We start from the raw sequence: 24261 nt of genomic DNA, 5'->3' as shown, positions 1-24261 counted from the left end.
ATAATATTATACTTTATCTTTTCTTTTGTGGCAACTTGCATATATTTTTAGAGTTCAATATCCGCTTCGTAGAACTCTTTAGAAACTTTAGCAAGATAAACAGGATCTTTTGCACCAGCTGTCTCATATGGTGAGTGCATTGCAAGCTGTGCAAGTCCTATATCAACTGTATTGATTGCCACTTGGGTAGTAGATATGTTTCCAAGTGTTGAACCGCCTGGCATATCACTTCTATTAGTAAAAATCTGATATGGAACATCTGCGTTTTCACATACTGTTCTAAAAAACGCCTGTGAAACACCATCAGTTGTATATTTCTGATTTGCATTAAATTTAATGACAATGCCTTTATTCATAACAGGGCGGTTAACAGGGTCTGCTTTATCTGTATAGTTTGGGTGAACTGCATGTGCATTATCAGCAGATACCATGAAACTATTTGCAAGAGCCATATGATATTCCTGTCTTGATTTTCCAAGGGATTCATTTATTCTTTCAAGTGTATCTTTAAGGAATGTTGATGCAGCACCCTGTTTTGTACCACTTCCAACTTCTTCATTATCAAATACAACATGAACAGGCACATATTCTTTTGCTTTTGCGCTCATAAATCCTTTAAACGTAGTATAAACACATTCTTGATCATCAAGCCTTGAAGAAGATATATACTCGCCATTAGCACCCCATGTTGTTGGTTTTACTCTGTTATATAAGAATAAATCACTACCAAAGATGTCTTTTTCTTCAATTCCAGCTGCGTCTGCGATTATCTTCCAAAAACAATCCTTTGCTTCTTCATCACCAAATATTGGCTGCATATCTTTCTGTGCATTATAGCTATATCCTTTATTAGCTTCTCTATTCATATGAATTGCGAGAGATGGAAGCATCAAGAGGTCTTTATCTACATTTACAAGACGGCTCTTAATATGTCCATTCTCCACAGTTAAAACTCTTCCTGCTATTGAAAGCGGTCTGTCAAACCAAGGTGCATCAAGCATTCCGCCATATCCTTCAACATTCAGGCGTACATATGCCTTTTCTGTTACCATTTCAGGGTTTTCTTTTATTTTAAAAGAAGGTGAATCGCTGTGACTTGCCATAAAGCGAAATCCCTTATAATCCTTTACTGGAAGTTTAAAGGAAATAATAGATGAACCATTTCTTGTCACATAATATGACTTTCCTGATTCAAGTTTCCATTCTTCTTTCTCATCAAGCTTTGTAAAACCAGCTTTATCAAGTTCTTTTGCAAGGTTTTCTACTACATGGTAGCAGCTTGGTGATGCGTCAATAAAATCAAGCATTTCTTTTGTTACTTCACTAAACATTTCTTTACTCCTAAAAAAATTATATATCATTTATTAAAAATCAAAGCTTATGGCGTCCCCCAACAGGCTCCCTGATGAAACTCATCGGATGTACATTCCTTTCCGTTGCCATCTTTATAAAGAAGTTCCTGATTTCGAATGGTCACTCTTGTCTGTGGTGGTACTGATGCAGTAATAAAACAGTTCGAGCCAATTATGCTATCATGACCAATTACTGTCTGACCACCCAAAATTGATGCTCCTGAATATAGAGTTACATTATCTTCGATTGTAGGATGCCTCTTTGCGCCCTTCAATGCTTGTCCGCCTTTTGTAGATAACGCACCGATTGTTACTCCCTGATAAACTTTAACATTTGCACCGATAATAGATGTTTCTCCTACTACTACACCAGTTCCATGGTCTATCATAAAATATTTTCCGATTGTAGCTCCAGGATGAATATCAATTCCTGTTCTGCTATGCGCATATTCTGTCATCATTCTTGGAATAAATGGAACTTTTAGCAAAAACAGTTCATGTGCAATTCGATTAATTGTCGTTGCTAAGAGTCCTGGATAACATAGAACTATTTCTTCTTTACCATAAGCAGCTGGATCTCCATCAAAAGTAGCCTGAACATCTGTATCTACGTATTCTCTAATAACCGGTATTCTTTCACCGAATGCTGAAGTCAAATGTCTGGCTGCATTTTTTCTTAGCTGTTCATCTGTATCTTCAAAATCTTTGTGATAATTAAGCGCTATAGTAATCTGTTTTTCCAAATTATAAATCACATCTTCTATAAGAACAGAAATGCGGTTACGATCATTAAAGCTTTTATAAAACTTATCTCTATAATATCCCGGAAAAATCACATTCAATAGTTTATTTGTTATGTCCTCAATTGCCTTCTTATCAGGCTGGGCAAATGCATCCATTTTGTCTACATCGCGCCCTTTATCATAGTCTTGAAGAATAACTTTGATGATATGATCAATGTTATAACTATTTTCCATTATTTCCTCTTTTCCAATCAAGCATTATTCAAACTATGATTGAATTATAGCAGAATACTCTAACAATTTAAAGCAAAAGCCATAGAGAATGTCTCTATGGCTAACATTTAATTACAATACTTATCTATTTTTTTCACTAAATCCCAAGCACTCAAAAAGCTTTCTTTAGTATCCTTTTCTGACCATATTACTTCCCCTTGCCAAGTCGCTCGTTGTCTATACTTAACCTGTACGACAAAGGTTGCCATTTTTCCCCGTTTCTGCTGCATATCATTGACTTTTTCAACAAAAAGAAATTTGTTATTTATTTTTTCTTCATTAGTTGTTTCGTCCGCTTTTTTCACTAAACTACGATAATTTACTGACCTTTGAGGATAATTCCATTTGTCATACTGATCATCAAGCATCATAAGAAGCTGTTTCATTCCAGAAAAATTCTCAGCCTCTTCCGCATACGGTATCCATAATCTACCATAGTAGTCTCCTGCTGTTTTTCCATCAACTCCTATGCTAACAAGATTTGGTGCATAAAGCATTTCTTTCATTCACTTCTCCTGTCTTATTATTACTTTTTTATTCAATTAGTTTTGGGACAATCAAAGCGTTGAATATCGCTCATCAAAATCATCATTTTCGACTACTGAATTAACTGCAGAATCCATCATTTTCATAAGTTCTAGCGTACTACGAAAATTTTCGCGCCTATTTCCTTCTGCCCAAGTCACTTTACCTTGCCAAGTATCCCCATCTTGGTGTCTGATTTCAACGATAAATGTTCCTTTTCCATCTCTATTTCCATGTTGCCTTTGCATGCTCATGGTAAATCTCCTCCTATTTCAAGTTATTTCACAACTTTTCCCCTTAATTTTTCGATATCTTAGATATCTATGTTATTAATATAACAAAACATTCATCACAAAAAATATCATATTTTCAACATTTTTTGTGATAAAAAAAGCACCGAAAATTCTTTCGATGCCTTTTTTACATATTTTAATCAATTCCGCGTTCACGCATACTTCCAATCATTCGATTATATGCAGTTTCAAGATCATACTCTGGATTCCATCCAAGAGATTGAAGTTTCTTACTTGAAAGTTTCATCTTAGTATCCGCTGCATAACCAAAAGTATTTTCTTCTGGAATATCAAATATAACTTTAATCTTATTATCAGCAAGTTTCTCTGCAACAAACTTAGCCATTCCGGCAATAGTAGTATGAGTAGATTCATTACTGATATTATAGGCACTTGCATTTTCTCCTTTTAAAAGAATGATAAGAAGCGCTCTTATTGTATCTGCGGTATAGCAATAATTTCCTTCAGACTGCCCCTTAGTATGAAGTACGATATCCTTTTTATGCATTGCACTCTTTGCAAATTGAGCAAACACACGATTTTCCTTAGGAAGAGTACCTGCTCCAAAAGTTTGTGATAAACGTGCAATCTTTACAGGTACACCATTTTGCTTATTATATGCAATGCACATGTTTTCGCACATTCTTTTGGTTAAAGGATAATTACTTCTAACGGCCATCGGGTCAACATATCCCATCTTATCTTCTGTAACAATGCTGCTTCCATCCCATGTTCCATATACTTCCATTGATGAAAGATATACAAAAGATGCAACATTGCATTCTGAAGCAAGTTTAAGGATACTTTCAGTCCCTCTAAGAGATGTATCAATTGTTCCGACAGGTTGTTCTATCATTGTCTTCGAAGTAGTAACTGCTGCTCCATGAATAACATAGAACTTCCTATCTTCCTGAAGTGCAGACTTAACACCTACAACAAGTTGTTCCTTATCATTAAGATCTGCATTAACAAGAAGAATATCGCTTCTTGTAAGCAAATCTCCATAGATTTCTTTTGCTTTTTTCTCATTTCTAACAAGGGCAAGAATCCTCATATTAAGCTTCTTTATACGATTCATTGCTGCAAGACTCTTGACCATCTGCGAACCTACAAGACCTGTTGCACCTGTAACAAGAATCTGGGAATCTTTAAGCATTTCAAAAGGAATCTTATCATAATTTGCTGTTTTTTCTAAATCCTCCTGAAGAAATGCATCATCTGGGCTTTCCAAAATCAAATCATAATCATCGATTTTAACTTCAAATTCCTTCACAGACTTTGTACTAGTTGCCTTATTATCAGATTCTGATTTCTTATTATCTTCTGCCTTCTTCTTTGCTTCAGCTTTTTTTGCACTATCTTTCTCGATTTTTTCAAGTTTTTTTCTAGCTCTTTCAATTTCTTGAGCTTCTTTTTCCTGCTCTTCCTGAAGCTTACGTACTTTATAGCCTTCAGCAAGTTTATCGATATCAGCTGCACTCTTTGGAAGTTTCTTAGTCATTAGAAACTCTTCATATGCATCACAATAGTGCTCTACATCATCAGTAAAAGCAATCTGTTTTCCATGATCAAGCCACAAAATCTTATTACACAATTCTCTAACTTGAGAAATACTATGACTTACAAGAAGTCCTGTAACACCACTATTAAGAATTTCTTTCATCTTATCGCCAGATTTCTTACGAAAAGCTCCATCTCCAACTGACAAAACTTCATCAAGAATAATAATATCCGGATTAACAAGACAGGCAATTGCAAATGCAAGACGGCTCTTCATACCTGATGAAAGCTGTTTGAACTCATATTCCTGGAAATCTTCAAGCTCAGCAAATCTAATAATCTCATCATACTTTTCATCAAGGAATTCCCTTGTATACCCAAGAAGTGCGCCTCTAAGATAAGTATTTTCTCTTACAGTCATATCGCCATCAAATCCACTTGCAAGTTCAAGTAATGCAGCAATATTTCCTTTTGTATGCAAATCGCCATAAGTTGGAACCATAATGCCTGTTATTGCCTTTAATAGAGTAGATTTTCCAGCTCCATTACTTCCAATTATTCCAAGCATGTCTCCCTTTTCAAGCCTAAAGGTGACATCTTTGTCTGCCCAAAACTCTTTAACTTTATATTTACCGGTTAAATGTCTTATTACATATTCCTTTAAACCTATTGCTTTAAAATCTCCGGTTATGTATCTGATACTTACATTATTACATTCAATTACAGACATACTAGCCTCTTTTCAAAAAATACGTTGCTGTTTTACACATAATCCACTAATAATTATAAATAGTATAAGAATGCATGATTATTCTTCTTATAGATATAACCACCTATACCCAAATAAAATGCAGCATATAATACGCATAATCCATGATATGAAAGTGAAGGTATAATACCATCAATCATTATCAAACGTATATATTTGATATAGACATATATTGGATTTAACAAAAACAGCTGCTTACCAACTTCACCAAACTTATCAACTGAATAGAATATCGCAGAAACGTATGTCAAAAGTGTAAGAAGTACATCATAAAGATAACGAACATCTCTAAAAAACACAAACATTGCCGATAAAATAAGACCTACCCCAATATTCAATAAAAGAAGGCATAAAACCGGAAAGAAAAACAAAAGCTGCTGAGGATGAAATGTTATACCATCAAAAGCGCAAAATACAAAATAAACAAGTAAAGTCAAACCAAAATTAACCAAAGCGGATACATTTTTAGACAATAAGAACATATATTTTGGCACATTTATTTTAGTAAAAATTTTTGCATTATTTACTAAACTGGTCATTCCATTTTTGGTAGATTCCTTGTAATAAGAAAGGACTAACTGACCAGAGAAAAGGTAAGTTACATAATGTTCCATTCTATGACCAAAAAGTCTGGAAAATACTACATACATAACAAGAAGGGACAAAAGAGGAGAAAGAATACTCCACCCCATTCCTAAAATACTCCTCTTATACTTCTGCTTAAAATCACGTTTTACCAATTCCTCAAAAAGAAACTGATATTTTTTGTACAACGTTATCATCTTACTCATAATTTCCTCACAAATATCCTGTTTATTCTATCTGCACAGGAATACTTTCTCCAAATAAAGGAGAGATACTCAACAATTATTGCAGTAACAATGCTGCATGCAATATAAATAAACATTTTCTCATTTTTACCAAGGTTGTCAGGAAGTATCATATTAAGGTTCTGTGCATAATATATATGCGAAAAGAATATTGCTGTACTTATTCTTCCCAAAAAATAACTCAGAGAATTATTAAATAATTTCGAGAGTATTCCAACCTGAGCAAAAGAAAGTGAAACCGCTATGTATAACAAAAACATGTAAAAATAGTCTTGTTTTCCGGGTTTGTCATAATACATGTAGATTATTGAAGAAACATAGCACAAAATCTGAATAGTTTCAAATAAAATTTTCGAGAACAAAGTCCAATCGACCTTTTTTATTCTCTGTGTTATACGAAACATTGTAATTCCAAGACATATTTCAGCAAATGCCCGCAAATTTCCCTTATAAATTATGCCATACCACTTTGTTGGGTTTCTTGGATTTCCATCCAATCCACATGTTATTCCAAGAAGCATCAAAGCTATAAGAGGACATAAAATCATTCTCATCATTTCTGGCCATTTCCTGATCAAAGGATACAATATAGCCATAGATATGAGCATAGCTGAAATATACCAAATTACACCATCTATCCCGTTTTCGAATATTCCGGTCATTTTCATCAATGAAAATTCCCAAAAGTATGCCACAAATTTTCTAGCAGCTTTTTTTAAAGAATACTCATGTAAAAACATCACAACGCAAAATCCAATAAACCAAGCAATTGGATATTGCGGAAGGATCGATGTTATTTTTCTTTTTATAAACTCTATTGTTTCATATGCAAGATTTTTTTCCTTTATTTCTACACCATTTTTTTGAATTATTTTTTCAAGTGATGCCATCATCAAGTAGCCAGACACCAGAAAAAAGAACTCAACTCCTAGTGAACCTCCAAGGAAATAACAGTTGTCATCTCCGAGAAGATATCTAGAATGGTGCATTAAAACAATAAATGCAAAGAGAAATCGCAGAAAATCAATCCTGCCATTTCTCTTTTTGCTTTGACGAAACTGCAAAGCTGCATTTTCTCTTGCACTATCACTTTTTAAAACAGTCATAGTCATTTCATCCAAATCAACCAAGCAGCTTCATCAAACGATCTGCAATTCTTCTACTTGCATAACCATCATCCATACAACCTTTTTCATTAAGGAAGTCAGTAACTTTCTGCTGATATAAATCTTCATCAAACTTTGCAATATTCTCCAGCATTTGCTCATTGCTAGAAGCAACAGGGAATGGAGACTCTTCAAGTTTGAAATAAAAACCACGCTCATTATTATAAACTTCTACATCTCTTGCATAGATAAATCCAGGCTTTCTGCCAAGAATAAAATCATAAATCCATGAAGAATAGTCTGTGATACCACAATCAACAAAAGAAAGAAGTTCCTGAATATCCGGAAGATCTGTAACATCGATTACACTTTCGGACTTAAGCTTATTTTGTGTTTTCTCATTCTTTTTATCATTGTCATGATAACGAAGAAGAAGCTTCCATTCTCCGCCAAAACGATCTTCTAATGCCTTTACAACCTTTTCAGCATTCAAATCATATACTTCGAAGTTATGCGTATCACGGAAGGTTGGTGCATAAAGTGCAAGCTTTGTACCTTCCTTCAAATCATGTGCATCAAAGAAGTCTTTCTTCCACTGCGCACGACGTGATTTATAGGTGTCAAAGAAAATATCATTTCTGGCATGACCAAGACGCATAATCTTTGTCTGTGGCCAGAATGTCTCACGAAAAACATCTTCTTCAAACTTGGAATTTGAAATACAGTAATTGGTAAGCTTACCTGTTCTCTTTGCAGCTTCAGGCCATGAAAGATTTGTATTATAGTGAGCAAGGTCAAATCGCTTGATTCCAAGACTGCCATGCCATGTTTCAAATACTCTCTGTTCTTTCTTAACTGGGAACGGATAAAACTTGTCTCCTAATAGCGAATTAATAATAATAACTCTTGAAGAACATGCAGCTTCAAAATACTCATAGCTGTTCATCTTAACAACATGAACATTAGGAAGATCTGGTACTCCGCCACGAGTATTCATATTAGTAACTCCCCAATATATTTCTACATCTGCATTTCTCCGAATAAGTTCTTCACAAATGTACTTAGGGTTACAAGAATAACTATGGTTAAAAGTAATAAACATTATCTGATTATAAATAACTGGTGTATTCTCAGAAAGAATCTTTCTGTTTTCATATCCAATTCTTCTATCTACCCAAGTCTTTGTTTGTTTCCAAGCAACTCCCAGACGCTTAAAAAATCTTCCTTCTACCGCCGCAGGATACATTCTTTTAGCTTTTCTTTTAACAATTTCAACTACTGGCATTAATATACTCCTCCCATTATAAACCGAATATCTGTGAATTTTCGCGTGCATCGATGATTGCACGGAATAAATAGAAATCAATCGGCGTGGTAATTTTAATATTCTCAGCCTTTCCTTCTATCGTAAAGAGTTTATGTCCATATTCTTTCATCATACTGGCTGAATCAATAAAATCATTTCTATTCTCACTAATAGCTTTCTGGTGAGCCTCCATGATTTCTCCAAGTTTAAAACACTGAGGAGCTCTTGCCATAAGACATTTCTTACGATCAATAATACGTCCAACTTCGCCATCTGCCTCATTATCAAGGAAGATAGTTTCGATTGCAGGTGTTACTGTAACGGCATTTCCCTTTTCATTTGTTTTCTCAATTGCACTTGTTATTGTATCTGGATCAACAAGCGGTCTTACACCATCATGAATAAGTACTACTGCATCATCACTATACATAGACGAAATAGACTTAAGACCGTGATAAATAGATTCCTGACCCGTTGAACCACCAGGAACTATTGAGCGAACCTTTGTAATTTCATATTTTTCACAATATTTTTTCATCTGAGGAATCCATGCATCCAGACAAGATATTACTATACCATCAATCTCAGGATGATTCTCAAATTTTTCCAATGTATAAATAATAAGAGGTTTGCCATAAAGCATAAGAAACTGCTTTGGAACAGCCTTGGTATTCATTCTAGTACCAGTACCGCCAGCAAAAATAAGTGCTACATTCATTTATTATCTCCTTTTTCCAGATAGAACGGTTCAAAAAATACGTGTTTCTCAATTGAATCGGGATCCGGAAGTTTCATATAATCTCCGTATAAGTTTCTTAGATACAATTTTATGTTTCTCGGAACTTTATACAATTTACCATCATACCGCACATTTCTTGTTTTGCAAATATCTTCTCTTCGATACATTTCTCCAAAAAAGTATTTTCGTCCGGTAGGAACAGTAACATAACGAGATTTATTATTCTTACAAATTCTATTCCATGAATCACCAATCTTTACCCATCTATCCATTGGCAACCATGATATCATGAATCCTATTATTATCTTCAATTTGAAAATTTTTGTCAAATGCTTATTTCCGGCATTTTGGGCAATAGACATCATTTGTTTTCTATCCCTGTAAAACTTACGACAGGATACCAAAAATCCCAATCCATTACATCCAATACCATGAATTGCGCGGAGAAATGCATTGTTAAAAGTATTTTCAATGACGAAAAGATCTACAAAAGCGCCAGCTTCTTTGTTGGCAAAATCTTCTCTTGTAACAACACTTGTACCTTTTAATCTTATTCTCGAAAGTAGAAGATTAAAACCTTTTGTATCTTTTGGCGTATGAATCCAATATTTATTTTTAAATTTTGCTCTGAAAAGTGGAATAAACTTATCATAATCTTTTCTTGGCATATTAATATCAATATCATCATCCCATGGAATAAAGCCATGGTGGCGAACAGCTCCAAGAGCTGAACCGCCGCCAAGTGTATACGTAAGATTATGTTCGTCGCATACAGAAACTATGTCTTCAAGAATAGCATTCAGCGTCTTCTGAAGCTGAAGCAATTCCTCGTTATTTAATACCACGCTTCCAGCATCAGATATATGCTTAAATGCATTTACAGTTGAAAAATTCAAGGAACTCATAATTACACTTCATATTTTTCATGGAAAAGCTTAGCTCTAAGGAATCTAGAAACCTTTTTAAGCCAGTCAACCTTTTCCATATACACATACGGAAGAATCTTAACTTCATCTTTACTGATTCTTCCAGTCTCTATTTGATAGTTAAGCCAAACATTAAAAATAATCTCGCTCACTCTTCCACAATAACGCCCCTGGAAATTAGACATCTGGCGAACATCGATTTTTTTCTCTAATTCAAAAAGGATTGAGAAAAGCCATTCGCAATACTCGTTCAGAAGTTCTTTATCCATAATCATCATGTTGAACATATGGCCGCTTGTCTGGCGAAGTACTTTGTCATAGATTTCGATGTATTCGGGATATTTCTGTGAAATAATTCCTCTTGTCACATACAAATGCTCAATGTAATGAGTATGTTGATAGTGAGAATACAATGACTCTATAATATAATGTCTCTTGGCTGGGAGAAATACTCTATACTTTCCAAGCATAGGCTGAATCTCTCTACGCAAAAGAACTCTTCCCTTAGGATTTCTGTTACTACGCTGGCCGCCAAAATAACGTCTATAATGGCAAAGTCCAATATAATCCGTATCCATGTTCTTCCAAGCCCAATAAAGAGCTGTTAGTTCACAGTATAATGGATTTTTTTCTGAAATATTATCTCCGATATCGTCCTTTTGGTAGCCAAGATCAACAGGATTACCCTGTTTATCTTTCATGTTCACAGCTCCAACTTGCATCGGAATATACATTTTGCTTTTTGGCATCCAGTACTTTTTCTGGGTAGCCACAAGTATCTTTACAGTTTGGTTTTTTTTCATAATTATCCTCTAGCCAGTTAAAAGCCGTTACTGCTTCATTTACGTCAGCAACGCACCCCCATTATCAAATTTTCAAACTCTGACTAAAGGTAAATATAACACAAAGTCGAAATTATGTCATTAACAATTCTGCCAAAAGTAAATTTTTTTTGATAAAATTTTCGTTAATTTTAATAGTCTGTGAACAAACTGTGAACACGAAACCTTAAATTTTTTTATCCTTTTTTATGTTTTCAGTCATCATTCATCTTTGGAAGTTGAGCCAAAGAAACCACGCTATACTTGAAATCCGCTCTTGGTCCTGCAATTTCTTTAAGTTTTTTATTCATCCTTCTATAAATAATATCACAATCTTCCTGACTAGTTCCGACTAGCAAAATAAGGAACTGACTATTTGAATATTTTGTGAACGTGTCTCCCCTTCGAAGTGTAGTTCTTATAGACTGAAATAAAGCTTCACTTCGAATTTTTAGTTTGTCCTGATTGCGGATCATCTTTCCTTCATAATCAACAAGTGTACACAACATCATATAGACAGAATATCCAGTTCGTTCCATATTTCTCGACAAAATATGATATGCATCAATAAAGCTTGGATATGAGCAATCATATGCACCATTTTCGTCTTCCTGAACAGATTTTCTATCTTCAACCATTTCTTCCTGAATCTCATGAATCTGTCCTGGCGCATTATCTATCCTTTCGCTCATCTTATGATAAACAGCAAGGAGTTTTTCAGGAACTGAAATTCCTAATGTGCCTGTATAATATTCAACGGTTTTGTCATAGACTGACAAAGCACCTTTATAGTCCCCTTTATTAAGTAAACTTTCAATCTGACCAACTTGCCAATCATCTTCAGGATATATATCAGCAGCTCTTCCATAAATTCTAAAGGCCTGATCATATTCTTTTTGCTCCTGGAGATATTTTCCAAGCCATTTTGCTACTTCTCCAAACTCTTTTCTTAAGGACACAGACTCCATTATTACCCATGTCTCTGTAGATAAAGCTGGTAATAACTCTCCCTGATACAAATCAAAAGCTTCTCTATAATGCTGATAACGCTCCGGTTCAGACATTGCATTTAGTCCAAGACGATAATGTTTTCTAAACTCTAAGACATCTATCCATACTGGAACTTCCTGATCAATTATAAAAATCTTTTTTTGCTTTTTAACATAAGCTTTAGATGGAAGCCCTGCTGCTACCATCTGTTTGCGCATCTGATACAATAGATTATTGAAACTATTACTTATATTACTAGTCTCATCTTCGCCATAAAGAGCATTAACAAGTTCATCCTTAGAAACTCCCTTATCTCCCTGAAGCCATACAATCTGCAACAATTGAGTGAATTTGGATGCGTTATTTCGCCCCGGCGTTACTTCGTGTCCATCATAGGTGAGTGAAAAATGTCCTAACATTCTTACATGAAGAACTTTCTTCTCATCCATTTTATGTTCCATAACCTGCCTTCTCCCCTTCTAGTCCATTAACGATTCCAGTTACACTTGCTTTTTTTGCAACAAACAGTCGTTTTAAGTATAGCACGAATTATCTATTTATCATAGGTTATTGTTTTCATCAGGAAAATCAATAACCGTACCAGACCAAAATTTGTCGTTAAGACAAATTTTGTCCTGCGAAGCAGGATTCTTGCTGATGATTATCCTAAATCTCAGCAAGAAGCCATAGGTTTTGGTTTTCATCAGGAAAACCCAAAACCGTACCAGACCAAAATTTGTCGTTAAGACAAATTTTGTCCTGCGAAGCAGGATTCTTGCTGATGATTATCCTAAATCTCAGCAAGAAGTCATAGATTTTTGTTTTTCATCATGAAAATCAAGAACCATATCAAACCAAAATATATTTTTTAAAAATTATTCCAGCAAAACTCTTAATAAAAAACTCCACTCACTTCTCAGCAAAAACAATATTTATCTCATAATAGCAAATGCTACATCAGCAATATACATAGCAACCATTATTAAGCCTTCAACTCTATTAATGTTCTTCTTGGTAATAGCAAAAACATATGTTATAAGGCTGATTGCAACTAAAATAAGCATATCAAATACAGATGCTACGTTTACCCCAATAGGATGAATAGCAGATGATACTCCAAGAATAAACATAAGGTTAAACAAATTTGATCCTACAACGTTTCCTACTGCCATTCCTGTTTCACCTTTTTTGGCTGCAACAATTGATGTAACAAGCTCCGGAAGTGAAGTTCCAAGTGCAACTACTGTAAGTCCTATTAGTGTCTCTGTCATTCCAGCTGCTCTAGCAATTTCTTTGGCACTATAAACAACAGCCTGTCCTCCTGCCACAATAAGAACCAATCCTATAACAATAAGAAGGAAACATTTCCAAACCGGCTGTGATTCAATTTCTTCTTCCTGAACCGGATGTCTCTTTGCATCAATAATTAGATATACAATATATGCAACAAAAATAACAAGCAATAAAATAGCAAGTGCTCTTGTTACATTTCCTGCATTATCGCTCATATTCATCTTCAAAAAAGAACCATTTGCAATTGATGAAAAACTTGTCCCAAAAAGCACAAGCAACGTAATAATAATAGTAAATGGAAAATCTCTCTTCAAAATAATCGTGTCAACTGGCACTGAATGAATAACTGCACACACTCCAAGGACTACTATAAGATTAAAAATATTCGATCCAACAACGTTGCTTATTGCAATTTCATTTGAACCTGAAAGAGCTGCAGAAGTACTAACCGCAAGCTCGGGAGCACTTGTTCCAAGTGCAACTATCGTCAATCCGATTATAACTCCCGGAACTTTGAAATTCTTTGCAAGTGCAGAACTTCCATCCACAAACAAATCTGCGCCCTTAATAAGCGCATAAAAACCCACCACTAGAATCAATAAATTTAGAACAACCATCATCTTCTCCTTATCTAAGATATGCGTACTTACCATTATAGAATTATTGTCATTAAATCTTATAATGAGTTAGACGCGCTTTTTTATGGGAGCAGAATGAAAAAAGCCTAGAAAAAAAGAGACTATTACTGCAAACATACAATTTGCAGTAATAGTCTCGCTTCTTAACAACATATTCCGGAGAAACATCTTCTCGTACTGACGATAATATGTTACACGTAAAAACGTGCAAGCTACTCCCTAATTACCTATTTTCAATACTACAAGACATATTCAAAAAAGTCAAGCATCAATGATATTAACTCCGTTACATTTTTCTATGGTCGTTATACTGCCATCTTTATTATATGTAAACTCAGCTACACATACACTTCTATGAAACAGGCTTCCTCCAGGTAGTTCTGCTGTATGATAAAAAAGATATGAATGTCCTTTGAAATCAGCAATTCCAGGATGGTTAGTGAAAGTTCCACCTTCTTCTGTCATCAAAACTCCACCATATACCCATGGCCCTGTTGCATTCTTAGATGTTGAATATGCTAGACTCTCCACCTTCTTGTTCTCTCCAAAAGCAGCATAAACCATGTAATACAAGCCTTCTCTCTTATAAAACCATGGTCCTTCTGCATAAGAAGTACCTGTCATGTGCGCTCCCTTTGCAAAAGATTCTTCTGTCATTGGAATTTTCACCACTCCAACTTCTTCATTAATTGAAATCATATCTTCATTCAATAAAACGTATCTTAATTCAGGATTACCAAAATATAAATAAGCCTGTCCATCATCATCAATGAAAACTGTTGGATCAATATCATTCCAATCTCCCTCATCCACAAGAGGATGTCCCATATCCTTGAATGGACCAGTCGGGTTATCCGATACCCCAACCGCTATAGCCATTCCTCCGTCTTTCTTGTGAACAGGGCAATAAAGGTAGAACTTGCCATTTCTTTCAACAGCCTGAGGAGCCCATGCTCTGTCATCTGCCCACCTTATATCATCCAATGAAAAGATTGAACCATGATCAGTCCAATTCACCATGTCTTTTGTAGAAAAGCATCTCCAGTCATACATGGTGTAAAAATCATTTACAAGTTCATCTTCGTCATGTGTTGTGTAAAGATAAAGTGTATCTCCATACACAAATGGCGCCGGATCTGCCGTGTAAATGTCCTTAATAATAGGATTTTCACAAAAAGTTTTTCTTTCTGCAGCAACACTGTTTGTCATAATACCCCCTAAGATAATTGTGTTCGAAAAAAATCACAATATATGACTTTTTTCGAACAATATATTTTTATAACAAAAAGAGCGGAAAAAAATCCACTCTTTTTTTGCCTGTATAATAAATCTTTAATTAGACATTAATTTCAGCCTGTAAACCAAGATCTTCTTTATTCTCGTCAAGAATAGGTTTTACTACATCATTAAGGAACTTCTCAACCTGATGTGCACTGCATCCGACATATTTCTGTGGATCCATTGATTTCTCAAGATCTTCAAGAGAAAGATGAAATGCCGGATCTGCCGCTATAAGTTCCAAGAGATTATTCTCTTTTCCCTCAACCTTGACATTCTTGCCAGCTTCCATAGAAAGCTCGCGAATCCTTTCGTGTAGTTCCTGACGATCTCCACCAGCTTTAACTGCATCCATCATGATATTCTCAGTAGCCATAAACGGAAGTTCACTCATAAGACGCTTATTAATAACCTTAGGATATACTACAAGTCCATCAACTACATTCAAACATAAATCAAGAATACCATCAGTAGCAAGGAATCCTTCCGGTATGGACAGACGCTTATTAGCTGAATCATCAAGTGTTCTTTCAAACCACTGTGAAACATCAGTAATAGCCGGATTCAAAGTATCGATGAGGACATAACGAGCAAGAGAACAAATACGCTCACTTCTCATAGGATTACGCTTATATGCCATTGCAGAAGAACCAATCTGCTTCTTTTCGAATGGCTCTTCAACCTCTTTAAGATGCTGAAGAAGTCTTATATCCTGTGCCATTTTAGAAGCTGAAGCTGCAATTGAGCCCAAAACATTTATTACACGCATATCAATCTTACGTGTATAGGTCTGACCTGAAACGCTAACACATTTATCAAAACCCACTTTAGAAGCAATAAGTTTATCAATCTGATCAACTTTATCCAAATCACCTTCGAACAGTTCAAGGAAAGAAGCCTGTGTACCTGTTGTACCCTTACATCCAAGAAGCTTCATATTATTTATAACATAATCAAGATCTTCTAAATCATAAGTAAAATCCTGAAGCCATAATGAAGCACGTTTTCCAACTGTTGTTGGCTGTGCCGGCTGAAAATGTGTAAATGCAAGAGTTGGAAGATTCTTATATTCATCTGCAAACCTGTAAAGCTTTGCAATTACATTAATAAGCTTTTTGCGTACAAGTTTAAGGCCTTCTGTCATAATAATAATATCTGTATTATCACCAACATAACAACTTGTTGCACCAAGGTGAATAATTGGTTTTGCCTTAGGACACTGCATACCAAATGCATACACATGGCTCATAACATCGTGTCTGACTTCCTTCTCTCTAGCTCTAGCAACATCGTAATTAATATCATCCTGATGCGCCTTCATCTCGTCAATCTGTTCACTTGTTATATCAAGTCCCAATTCCTTTTCTGTCTCGGCAAGTGCAATCCATAACCTTCTCCAGGTTCTGAATTTCTTATCCTCAGAAAAAATATACTGCATTTCTCCACTTGCATAACGCTCAGAAAGTGGACTGATGTAACGATCTGTACCCATTTGTAGTGCTCCTTCCTAAAATAAAAAGATAAAACTCAAATAAATCTGTATATCAAATACAGTAGATAATTATAAGAGATTTTGACCAAATATTCAAACGTTTTTTACAATATTACTGCTTACTCATCATATGACAAGTAAGCAGTAATATGATATATTTATATATTCACATTCTTACGCCACGATGTTTTGCCACCTGAGTCAAAATAACATCTGCATAAGCTGGATATGCCCTTGCTAAATCCTCGATTTCAGTTCTGGCTGCCGCTATTACGTTCTCCCTATTGTAATTCATTCTCTTTCTAAGAGTTTGTCTTTCGGTAATAAGCTTATGTCTAACCTCAACTTCTTCATTGTGATTTATGATAGCTTGTGTTTGATGAAGCCATATGTCGGGTTCCTGTATCCCATCATTTTTTAAAAGTGCAAGCAGTTCCCTCTGATCCTGATCAAGATTTCTCTCTGCAAGTTCAAACTCCTTTTGTCTTTCTCTTTCTTTTCTGTAACGCGATATAAGTTCTTTTAATTGACTGCTATGCGTTACATTATACTTAAGATAAAGAAAATCCATTAGATTTGTATTGTTCACATATCTGACTTTTACAGCATTCTGAAGCCTTACAAGCTTGGCATTGGCTGCATGTACCTGTTTTCTTTCTTCAAGGCATCCCATATGTTTTTGATACAGCAAAACGCTAAAAAGTGCTGCCGCCAAAACAGCAATAATATATCCAAAAGCCACATCAAGTCCTAGTAGTATATGACAGATGAATAATGTAAAAACTATAATAAAAAAAGCTATAGCAATAAATATAGTCAAATGCCTTGTATTAGTAAGTTCCTTGTCTACGATTTCCATACGTTCACTGTAGGAGAGCCTCTCTGCATCTAGTTTCATCAAATCCTTACGAATCTTTTTCTGATAATTTTCTGCATCAGCCATCTTTTTTACAGTTTCATCCTCGTGTCCTCGCATAAGATCAATTGTATCGTATTCGGCAGTTGTAAGTTTTCCTTCTCTTGAAAGAAAAGTTTCTCTTTGCTTCTGGCTTTCAAAAATCCTAGTGGCAACAGCTTCAAGGTCAGCCTTATCTTCCTTGGATAAGGCATCTAATATCTCCATGTCGTGCAAATATCCTGTCACAGTTCGATAATCAAACTGCATGTTATTTAGCTGCTGTTCACCCTCGTCCATTTGTTTCAATAATCCGTCAATATACTCTCGCCTTTGAACAGGATCATGCATATTAACACCATCTCTTGAAATCACAACTTTATCCCAAGACGAATTGTCAGTTGGTGTCATCACTTCATCCAGTCTAGCATCGTTTTCTTTACTTTCTTCCTCCGGCACGTCATCATCAAATAAATTCCAAGATGCATCCATTTCTTCTGATGTTTCATCATTCTTTCGCAAAAAATCAAAAAAGCCCATATAGTGGTCTCCTCTCTCGAATTTTTCGTTTAGTTTCTAAACATCAATCTGTATTTCTCTTTCACATCGCTTAATACTTTTTGGATTTTCTCTTCGTAAATCTGGTTGTTGCCCTCGTTATAACTGTTGGAAATTTTGTCTAATTCCTGCTTTTCGTTGCTATTTTCATAGTTTCCAAGAACTTTCTTCATAATACGTTCAACTTCCATGGAGTAGGTAAATCTCTCGTGATCTTCAGAAACAAAATCAACATATTCCTTATCCGAAAGTTCAAGTCTTTTTGCACATAAAAATGAAATAAAAGCATTTTCATTATGTCCAAGCTTATATTCCTTCAAAAAGAGCTCTGCTGCACTGTCAAAATAAAACAGTTTAGCCAGAATAACAGCTTGATTGTGATACACTCTACATAGCTTACTTATAGCTGTATCCGGAAGACTCTTTTCAACTTCTGTATATAATTCAAAAGCATTTGCAAGAAATCCAGCATCTACCATGAACTTTGCCCGTAATATTTTTCTGTCATAATAATCCATATTTTCACTAGATTCCTGAGCTGACAAAATATCTGCAATCTTCTCTGGATAATTATACTTAACATAATCTATGACAGTCATAACCAGTTTTTTGGATGAAGCTTTATTATTTTTCAAAAACCTAAGTTCAGAAGCAAGCGGTTCAAGAAGACATCCATTTTCTATCCATTCCAGCAAATCATCTGAAAAATCCTCAGCTTCAATCATAAATGCGTTATTCTCAATCAAATAGCACAACTCTTCTATTGAATGAAGTCTTATATCAAACTTTCTAAGTGTAATACCGTTATTAGATTCTCTGCCTGCACAAAGCAAAAGATTAGAAATAACACCCTCTTTGCACTCGTCATTCAACGAATTTGTAAGAGTCATCTCCCTTATCCATTCTTTTTGCGAGGATGGGACAAATTCTCCAAAACCCTGATCAGTAACATGAACTCTTAATACATTCCTGTTAATCATATCAAGCTGAATCAAAAGCCTTGTCATTCTCCTTTTTCGGGAAACAAGTCCATCCAAAGGCATATACATGAAATGAGGTTTTCCACCTGTAACCGGAATAACTTCCATTGCTAAAAGTGAAGGTTCATCAATAGTTCCAACATTTTCTAATATTACAGAAAAAGTTTTTCCAACATCAAACCATGAAACACCTGCATCTACTAAAGCATAGTATACTAACTGTCCTGTCTTTAGCAGTTTCATACCAACATTGAATCTTACTTTATCTTCTCCAAGAAGAACAAAGTTTTTCATAAATTCGCTCGGTCTTTCCTGCTCCATAGCAGCTATACTTGCTCCCTTTGAAAAAAGGTTATTACCCTGAAAAACTCTTCTTCCTCCATTGCATAAATATTTCAGCGTTCTCTGAAGCCACTGCGTATTCTTGAATGCTTCTCCTAGAAGGAATACAGAGGATGTTATAGACTTGTCCAAATTTTTCTTGAGATAATATAACAATTGCTCATCCAGCATCTCAAGTTTCCTAGTATCGGTCGGCAATTCCTTCTTTGCAAGTGCAAGGTCATCTATTTCTATTTTATCTATTGTTGCTACTACAGGCTTTGTCCTTCTATTAAGTTTTAACCTATACATCCATATCTTGCCAAAAGAATAGTCAGCAACAAAAGCATCCTTAAGCCACAAATCTCTTGGCTGATTAAGCATAAAATAGTACAAACTTTCTTCATAGCTCTGATACATAATCGTGGCACTTTGGAAATTCAATGACTGCTTGACCTGATTCAAAATACCAATCATATCCTCATCTAATACTCTTGACGTAAATACTATTCTACTTACATGTTCAAGCGGTGCCTCCATTGACAACAAAGACAAGCTTCTTCTAATAAAAAGTGCCAACAAAGCTATTGGATCATAAACAGTATTTTCAATCTGAAGCGGAATCTTTTTTCTAGCATTAGCTATCAAATTTCCCGCAGAAATTGCATCACCACTTTCTATTCTACTCACAGCCTCTTTTCCGAAATACCAAATAGATTCTCCTTTTTTCTTGGCTAGAACCGTAGGTATGTTATACTGTTCAACCCCCGTCACAACTGAAAGAGTGTCTGGCTTATCCGCATTCGAAGCAAAATATGATATTTGACTGTATTCTTCACAGATGTCATATCCAAGGCAAAAAAAACTAGACTTTTTATTCTCAAAAAACATTCACGATTACCTATTTTCCCTATCTATACTGTCAATAAGTTACTGCAAAATATTTATCATATTCTAGCAGTGACATAATAACTACTGAACATCAAAAAACTCCTCAACTAAAGCATTCTTTTTCTGATAATCATTCAGCATTCTCTGCAAAGTTTTCTCATCTTCAAGCACTTTAGCTGTAGTCATTTCATTTATTAAATGAAACAAACCCTTGCTATCTGGGCTGTTCTCTGCCCCTGTAAGAGTACCGCTTTCTGTAAGTTGCTGCATTCCTGCAAGATTTTTGCCGCCTGCAGTTTTTTCCACGAACTCTTCAGTAATATAATACTGAACCTGTTCTCCAAAAAACAGAACAAAATCGGTAACATATATTCCATCAGCCATTTCTTTCATTTCTATTTCTTCATAGTCAGAAGCTGTTGCCGGGAGGCTTGAACTTTCTTCTGCACTCTGATTAACCATCATATAATGAACAAGGCAATGAGCATGTGGAACACTCTTATATTCAAGTATTGTCTTATCGACGTAATACTGCATTTTTTCATCCAAATACAGATACTTTTTGAAGAATGAAAAATACAGTTTTTGTTCAATAAGATGCAGAATAAATTTTCTGCATACGCTATTGTCACATTTTTCCTTATCTTTATTCTCAGCAAAGTATTTCAAATATGCTTCCATGCATATGATAGGCATACTCATTTGTTTTGCAAGAGCAAGAGCACCTATACGTTCAAATATATACGAGTCGACAACATTATCATGAACAAAGTAATTGTAAGACTCTTGTGCAAGAAATGCCATTTCAAGATCGGCATTTGCTCCCAGCTTAACATATTTTTTGAATAAAGTAGTAGAGTCCCCAAGATATGTCTGAGTAAAAAGGATCTGACCAAGTGTTCTATTTAAAAGATCCCAAGACTCTATTCCAAATGATTCAGCAGCCTTGTATAAATCCCTCATTTCTCTGACTGTCCCCTGATAATTCTTGCAGAGAAATTCCAACGTTGCTTCATCATACTTGCCCTTACTAAAGGCATACCAGCTAATCTCACTCATTTCCTGATCAGTTCCACTAGCATCTACATCAAAAGATCTTCCGCATAGTCTCATAATAATCTTAGGATCAACCTTATAACAGCCATATCGTTTTATCCAATCCAAAGACTTATCATACATACCTGTAAGAACCATAAGTTCTAGCATTTCATTTCTCTGCCATGCATTAAGATTATCAGGTGAAAGTGCTTCCAGATATTCTGTAAGCTGTCTCATAAAATCATTATCATAATAAAACCTTATAAGTTCAGAACGAATCTGTGCACGTACGTCTTCTCTTATTACATCTGATTCTACTAAATCCCTATATCTTTCAGCGTTTTCCAAAGTAACCGTTGCTGCACTTTTTGAAAGCTCCGATAGAAAAAGATCCAAATTGGCTGTTCCCTTTTGTATGTATGGAACTGTTAGTTCTGAAAGAGAAGTGGAAGAGACCATCTTCTTTACTTCGTACTCAACGCTACTGCAAAAACGATGATTCTTGTCATCAGATAATATAAGTGTATATTCACTTCCGTAAAGAGGAACATATGCCTTTTGATCCACTATTTTGTAGCGCATCTGACTTCTACACTTATCATAAACAACGATAAGCTCTGTGATATCAGATCTTCCAACTTTAATCTCATTCATATACAAAAGAGATAATAGTTTAGAAGCATTTTCTGCATTAACCATGCTAGGCTTGATAAGTCTTTGATATAAAAAGCCAAGCGCAGGACATATATTTCCTTTATCAATCTGCTGCAAAAGATACTGCTCTATTTGAGGTTTATACACATCATAAAGCTGCTTGTAATCATCTTGATGTTCATACATGTATCTATACAAAACAGCATTACTTTCCCAATTCAAATCGCTTTGATATGAAAAATACATCAAGGCAAGTTTGCTTAGTTCAACAGTAGGTCTGCCTTCATTATCTGTCGTAACAGACAAAAGATAATACTCATACAGCCTTGTTACACGAAGCTGACGCTCAATTCCCCTTTGATACCAGAGAAAACTTTCCGGATCAGTTTTATCTCCTTGAATCAGCAAAGCACATACAGCCTCAAGAATCTCATCACAAGGATGTATGTCATAACTGTTTTTTAAAATCTTATACAGCTTTTTATCATATTTTTTGGAACGAAGCGCCAAATAAGTCATCTGTTCCATAACAGGAATGGTCATAATACCATATCTTGTTGCAAAATATAGCACTGATAAAGAAAAATCATTTAAGACTCGCAAAAGTGCTGGACATAGCCTCATACACTGCATCGCATCCAGATACAAAATTGGTGACCTACATCCCCTCTCAAACTGTTCTTCCAATAAATCAAATCTTCTTTGAACATTACTGTTCCCAGAATATTTGTTAGATACATACAAAAGCAGCCATGCTATTCTCCAACTGTCCGGATTCTTCTTGTATAATTCTTCTATCTTGAGAGCCACTTCTCCTATCTCATCTTCCTGTCTGGAAATAAGTGTTTCCAAATATAACTCATATGCCTTTATTTCATCGGCATAAATAGTTTTTGTACTATCTAACATTTCCATTACAGGCTTTAACTGTTCAAGTGCAAACTGAGCCTGACTATTCTTGTCAGCTGTGACAAGGTATTGAACATTATAAAGACCATATTCTAAATCATTGTTAGAAGAAGCAATCATCTTCTGAATAAGCTTACCAGTATCTAAAAGCCACTGTTTAGAATTAAGTTTTCTACAACGAAAATCAATGTAAAGTTTCATCAATTCAACTGTCATGAGCTTTTTTTCATGATACCCTTTACTCAAAGGCTCTTTATTAAGCACAAGACAGGTAATAGGTATAACAATATCTGTAGAAATATTCTGTAAACGAATTCTTCCAAGATTCTTACCACTATGAAGTTTACTGCTGTCTATTCTAATATGAAAATATCCTGTTCCATCTATAAAATCTTCATTTACAAGCTCTGTTTTATCAACTTCAAGAAAATCTCCGTCGCAAACAATATTTAATTTAGAATATCCCCATCCACTTCTATGTACAGGAACTTCATAGTCATCTACATTCTCACCTTCCTCTAAGATCATTTCAATATTCTCAGATTCAGTAAGATAAACCATCGGCTGCTTTTTACTTATTCCTATAAGAAACTCTTCCATGTTGCTCTCAGAGCCCGGAATCTTAACAAGACCACGGTATAAACCTTCATACTGAGCATCGTTTCCGCTTAAAATATGATGAAATAATGAAGGCGTATAAAAAAGACGCAATGCCTCTTCCCATTTTGCCTTAGCCAGATTAGCAAAATGAAATAGATTTCTGATATCTCCAAGACTTGATGAAGCTGTAATATTCTTAATGGTAACTGTATACGGAATAATATACTCTCCTCTATTAGATATTATCCTAAAATTACCATTTATAACATCACCGCCAACAAGTCCTTCACTCTTGAATCTGTATGATATCTCATCCTTTTCTCCAGAAAAAGCATCATTCAAAACAACCATTCTAAGTTCTGTAGATGACACAATTCCTTCTGTAACCTTATCTACAGGTCCTACTATCTGAAAGCTTCCTTCATACTCTTCACCTTCATTAATCTCTAGTTCGATTCTTTTAGTAGAAAAGTCAAGATCGCCTCGATTATATTCAAACTGTCCATTTAATAAACGTTCAACTATTTCTTTCAAAATTATG

Annotated in this window: 18 protein-coding genes; all 18 read right to left on the bottom strand. The window is 35.1% G+C overall.

Annotated features, from left to right (window positions below):
• Positions 1-47 precede the first annotated feature (47 nt).
• Entirely contained in the window at positions 48-1331 is a 1284-nt protein-coding gene (locus tag G634_RS0102800; RefSeq protein WP_026504020.1) for a M18 family aminopeptidase, read from the bottom strand.
• A gap of 47 nt (positions 1332-1378) precedes the next feature.
• The gene (locus tag G634_RS0102795) at positions 1379-2329 is read right to left on the bottom strand and encodes a serine O-acetyltransferase (RefSeq protein ID WP_026504019.1); all 951 of its coding nucleotides are present in this window, start codon (positions 2327-2329) and stop codon (positions 1379-1381) included.
• Between the two features lie 107 nt (positions 2330-2436).
• Positions 2437-2874, bottom strand: a complete 438-nt coding sequence (locus G634_RS17750; protein WP_035798658.1) for a hypothetical protein — start codon at positions 2872-2874, stop codon at positions 2437-2439.
• A 51-nt stretch (positions 2875-2925) separates the two neighbouring features.
• Entirely contained in the window at positions 2926-3147 is a 222-nt protein-coding gene (locus tag G634_RS0102785) for a hypothetical protein (RefSeq protein ID WP_026504018.1), read from the bottom strand.
• A gap of 175 nt (positions 3148-3322) precedes the next feature.
• Positions 3323-5416 carry an NAD-dependent epimerase/dehydratase family protein gene (locus tag G634_RS21850; RefSeq protein ID WP_330364742.1) on the bottom strand — a complete coding sequence of 698 codons (2094 nt, stop codon included), beginning with the start codon at positions 5414-5416 and terminating at the stop codon, positions 3323-3325.
• A 53-nt stretch (positions 5417-5469) separates the two neighbouring features.
• Complete coding sequence (locus G634_RS0102770) at positions 5470-6246, bottom strand: ABC transporter permease (protein ID WP_026504017.1); 777 nt, start codon at positions 6244-6246, stop codon at positions 5470-5472.
• Positions 6243-7391 carry an acyltransferase family protein gene (locus G634_RS0102765; protein ID WP_196805274.1) on the bottom strand — a complete coding sequence of 383 codons (1149 nt, stop codon included), beginning with the start codon at positions 7389-7391 and terminating at the stop codon, positions 6243-6245. Before G634_RS0102765 ends, G634_RS0102770 begins: the two co-directional genes overlap by 4 nt.
• Before the next feature lie 16 nt (positions 7392-7407).
• The gene (locus G634_RS0102760) at positions 7408-8676 is read right to left on the bottom strand and encodes a CDP-glycerol glycerophosphotransferase family protein (RefSeq protein WP_035798655.1); all 1269 of its coding nucleotides are present in this window, start codon (positions 8674-8676) and stop codon (positions 7408-7410) included.
• Positions 8677-8692: 16 nt separating this feature from the next.
• The gene (locus G634_RS0102755) at positions 8693-9415 is read right to left on the bottom strand and encodes an IspD/TarI family cytidylyltransferase (protein WP_026504014.1); all 723 of its coding nucleotides are present in this window, start codon (positions 9413-9415) and stop codon (positions 8693-8695) included.
• Complete coding sequence (locus G634_RS17740; RefSeq protein WP_051233641.1) at positions 9412-10341, bottom strand: LicD family protein; 930 nt, start codon at positions 10339-10341, stop codon at positions 9412-9414. Before G634_RS17740 ends, G634_RS0102755 begins: the two co-directional genes overlap by 4 nt.
• 2 nt (positions 10342-10343) lie before the next feature.
• Positions 10344-11165, bottom strand: coding sequence for a DUF4422 domain-containing protein (locus tag G634_RS0102745; protein WP_026504013.1), 822 nt, complete (start codon positions 11163-11165; stop codon positions 10344-10346).
• A gap of 233 nt (positions 11166-11398) precedes the next feature.
• A complete protein-coding gene (locus tag G634_RS0102740) occupies positions 11399-12634 on the bottom strand; it encodes a BTAD domain-containing putative transcriptional regulator (RefSeq protein ID WP_242826752.1) in 1236 nt (411 codons plus the stop codon).
• Between the two features lie 471 nt (positions 12635-13105).
• Positions 13106-14083 carry a calcium/sodium antiporter gene (locus G634_RS0102735; protein WP_026504011.1) on the bottom strand — a complete coding sequence of 326 codons (978 nt, stop codon included), beginning with the start codon at positions 14081-14083 and terminating at the stop codon, positions 13106-13108.
• A gap of 282 nt (positions 14084-14365) precedes the next feature.
• Positions 14366-15313 carry a glycoside hydrolase family 43 protein gene (locus G634_RS17735; protein ID WP_051233640.1) on the bottom strand — a complete coding sequence of 316 codons (948 nt, stop codon included), beginning with the start codon at positions 15311-15313 and terminating at the stop codon, positions 14366-14368.
• Between the two features lie 127 nt (positions 15314-15440).
• Entirely contained in the window at positions 15441-16874 is a 1434-nt protein-coding gene (gene purB, locus G634_RS0102725; RefSeq protein WP_026504010.1) for an adenylosuccinate lyase, read from the bottom strand.
• A gap of 166 nt (positions 16875-17040) precedes the next feature.
• Positions 17041-18309, bottom strand: a complete 1269-nt coding sequence (locus G634_RS0102720) for a hypothetical protein (protein ID WP_026504009.1) — start codon at positions 18307-18309, stop codon at positions 17041-17043.
• A 29-nt stretch (positions 18310-18338) separates the two neighbouring features.
• Positions 18339-20519 (bottom strand): DUF5716 family protein, encoded by a 2181-nt coding sequence (locus G634_RS0102715; RefSeq protein ID WP_026504008.1) that lies wholly within the window; start codon positions 20517-20519, stop codon positions 18339-18341.
• Between the two features lie 81 nt (positions 20520-20600).
• The gene (locus G634_RS0102710) at positions 20601-24254 is read right to left on the bottom strand and encodes a DUF5717 family protein (RefSeq protein WP_026504007.1); all 3654 of its coding nucleotides are present in this window, start codon (positions 24252-24254) and stop codon (positions 20601-20603) included.
• Positions 24255-24261: the final 7 nt, after the last annotated feature.

It is taken from the genome of Butyrivibrio sp. NC3005 (assembly GCF_000424545.1).
Lineage (GTDB): Bacteria > Bacillota > Clostridia > Lachnospirales > Lachnospiraceae > Butyrivibrio.
The sequence above is the reverse complement of the archived record's forward strand: the minus strand, read 5'-3'. Positions and strand labels throughout refer to the sequence as shown.

Excerpts from the sequence above, each read along its gene's own strand:
- G634_RS0102760 (WP_035798655.1), bottom strand. The coding sequence starts at position 8,676 with ATGCCAGTAGTTGAAATTGTTAAAAGAAAAGCTAAAAGAATGTATCCT.
- G634_RS0102740 (WP_242826752.1), bottom strand. The coding sequence starts at position 12,634 with ATGGAACATAAAATGGATGAGAAGAAAGTTCTTCATGTAAGAATGTTA.
- G634_RS21850 (WP_330364742.1), bottom strand. The coding sequence starts at position 5,416 with ATGTCTGTAATTGAATGTAATAATGTAAGTATCAGATACATAACCGGA.
- G634_RS0102755 (WP_026504014.1), bottom strand. The coding sequence starts at position 9,415 with ATGAATGTAGCACTTATTTTTGCTGGCGGTACTGGTACTAGAATGAAT.
- G634_RS0102745 (WP_026504013.1), bottom strand. The coding sequence starts at position 11,165 with ATGAAAAAAAACCAAACTGTAAAGATACTTGTGGCTACCCAGAAAAAG.
- G634_RS0102795 (WP_026504019.1), bottom strand. The coding sequence starts at position 2,329 with ATGGAAAATAGTTATAACATTGATCATATCATCAAAGTTATTCTTCAA.
- G634_RS17750 (WP_035798658.1), bottom strand. The coding sequence starts at position 2,874 with ATGAAAGAAATGCTTTATGCACCAAATCTTGTTAGCATAGGAGTTGAT.
- purB (WP_026504010.1), bottom strand. The coding sequence starts at position 16,874 with ATGGGTACAGATCGTTACATCAGTCCACTTTCTGAGCGTTATGCAAGT.
- G634_RS17735 (WP_051233640.1), bottom strand. The coding sequence starts at position 15,313 with ATGACAAACAGTGTTGCTGCAGAAAGAAAAACTTTTTGTGAAAATCCT.
- G634_RS0102770 (WP_026504017.1), bottom strand. The coding sequence starts at position 6,246 with ATGAGTAAGATGATAACGTTGTACAAAAAATATCAGTTTCTTTTTGAG.
- G634_RS0102785 (WP_026504018.1), bottom strand. The coding sequence starts at position 3,147 with ATGAGCATGCAAAGGCAACATGGAAATAGAGATGGAAAAGGAACATTT.
- G634_RS0102720 (WP_026504009.1), bottom strand. The coding sequence starts at position 18,309 with ATGGGCTTTTTTGATTTTTTGCGAAAGAATGATGAAACATCAGAAGAA.
- G634_RS0102800 (WP_026504020.1), bottom strand. The coding sequence starts at position 1,331 with ATGTTTAGTGAAGTAACAAAAGAAATGCTTGATTTTATTGACGCATCA.
- G634_RS0102765 (WP_196805274.1), bottom strand. The coding sequence starts at position 7,391 with ATGACTGTTTTAAAAAGTGATAGTGCAAGAGAAAATGCAGCTTTGCAG.
- G634_RS0102735 (WP_026504011.1), bottom strand. The coding sequence starts at position 14,083 with ATGGTTGTTCTAAATTTATTGATTCTAGTGGTGGGTTTTTATGCGCTT.
- G634_RS0102715 (WP_026504008.1), bottom strand. The coding sequence starts at position 20,519 with ATGTTTTTTGAGAATAAAAAGTCTAGTTTTTTTTGCCTTGGATATGAC.
- G634_RS17740 (WP_051233641.1), bottom strand. The coding sequence starts at position 10,341 with ATGAGTTCCTTGAATTTTTCAACTGTAAATGCATTTAAGCATATATCT.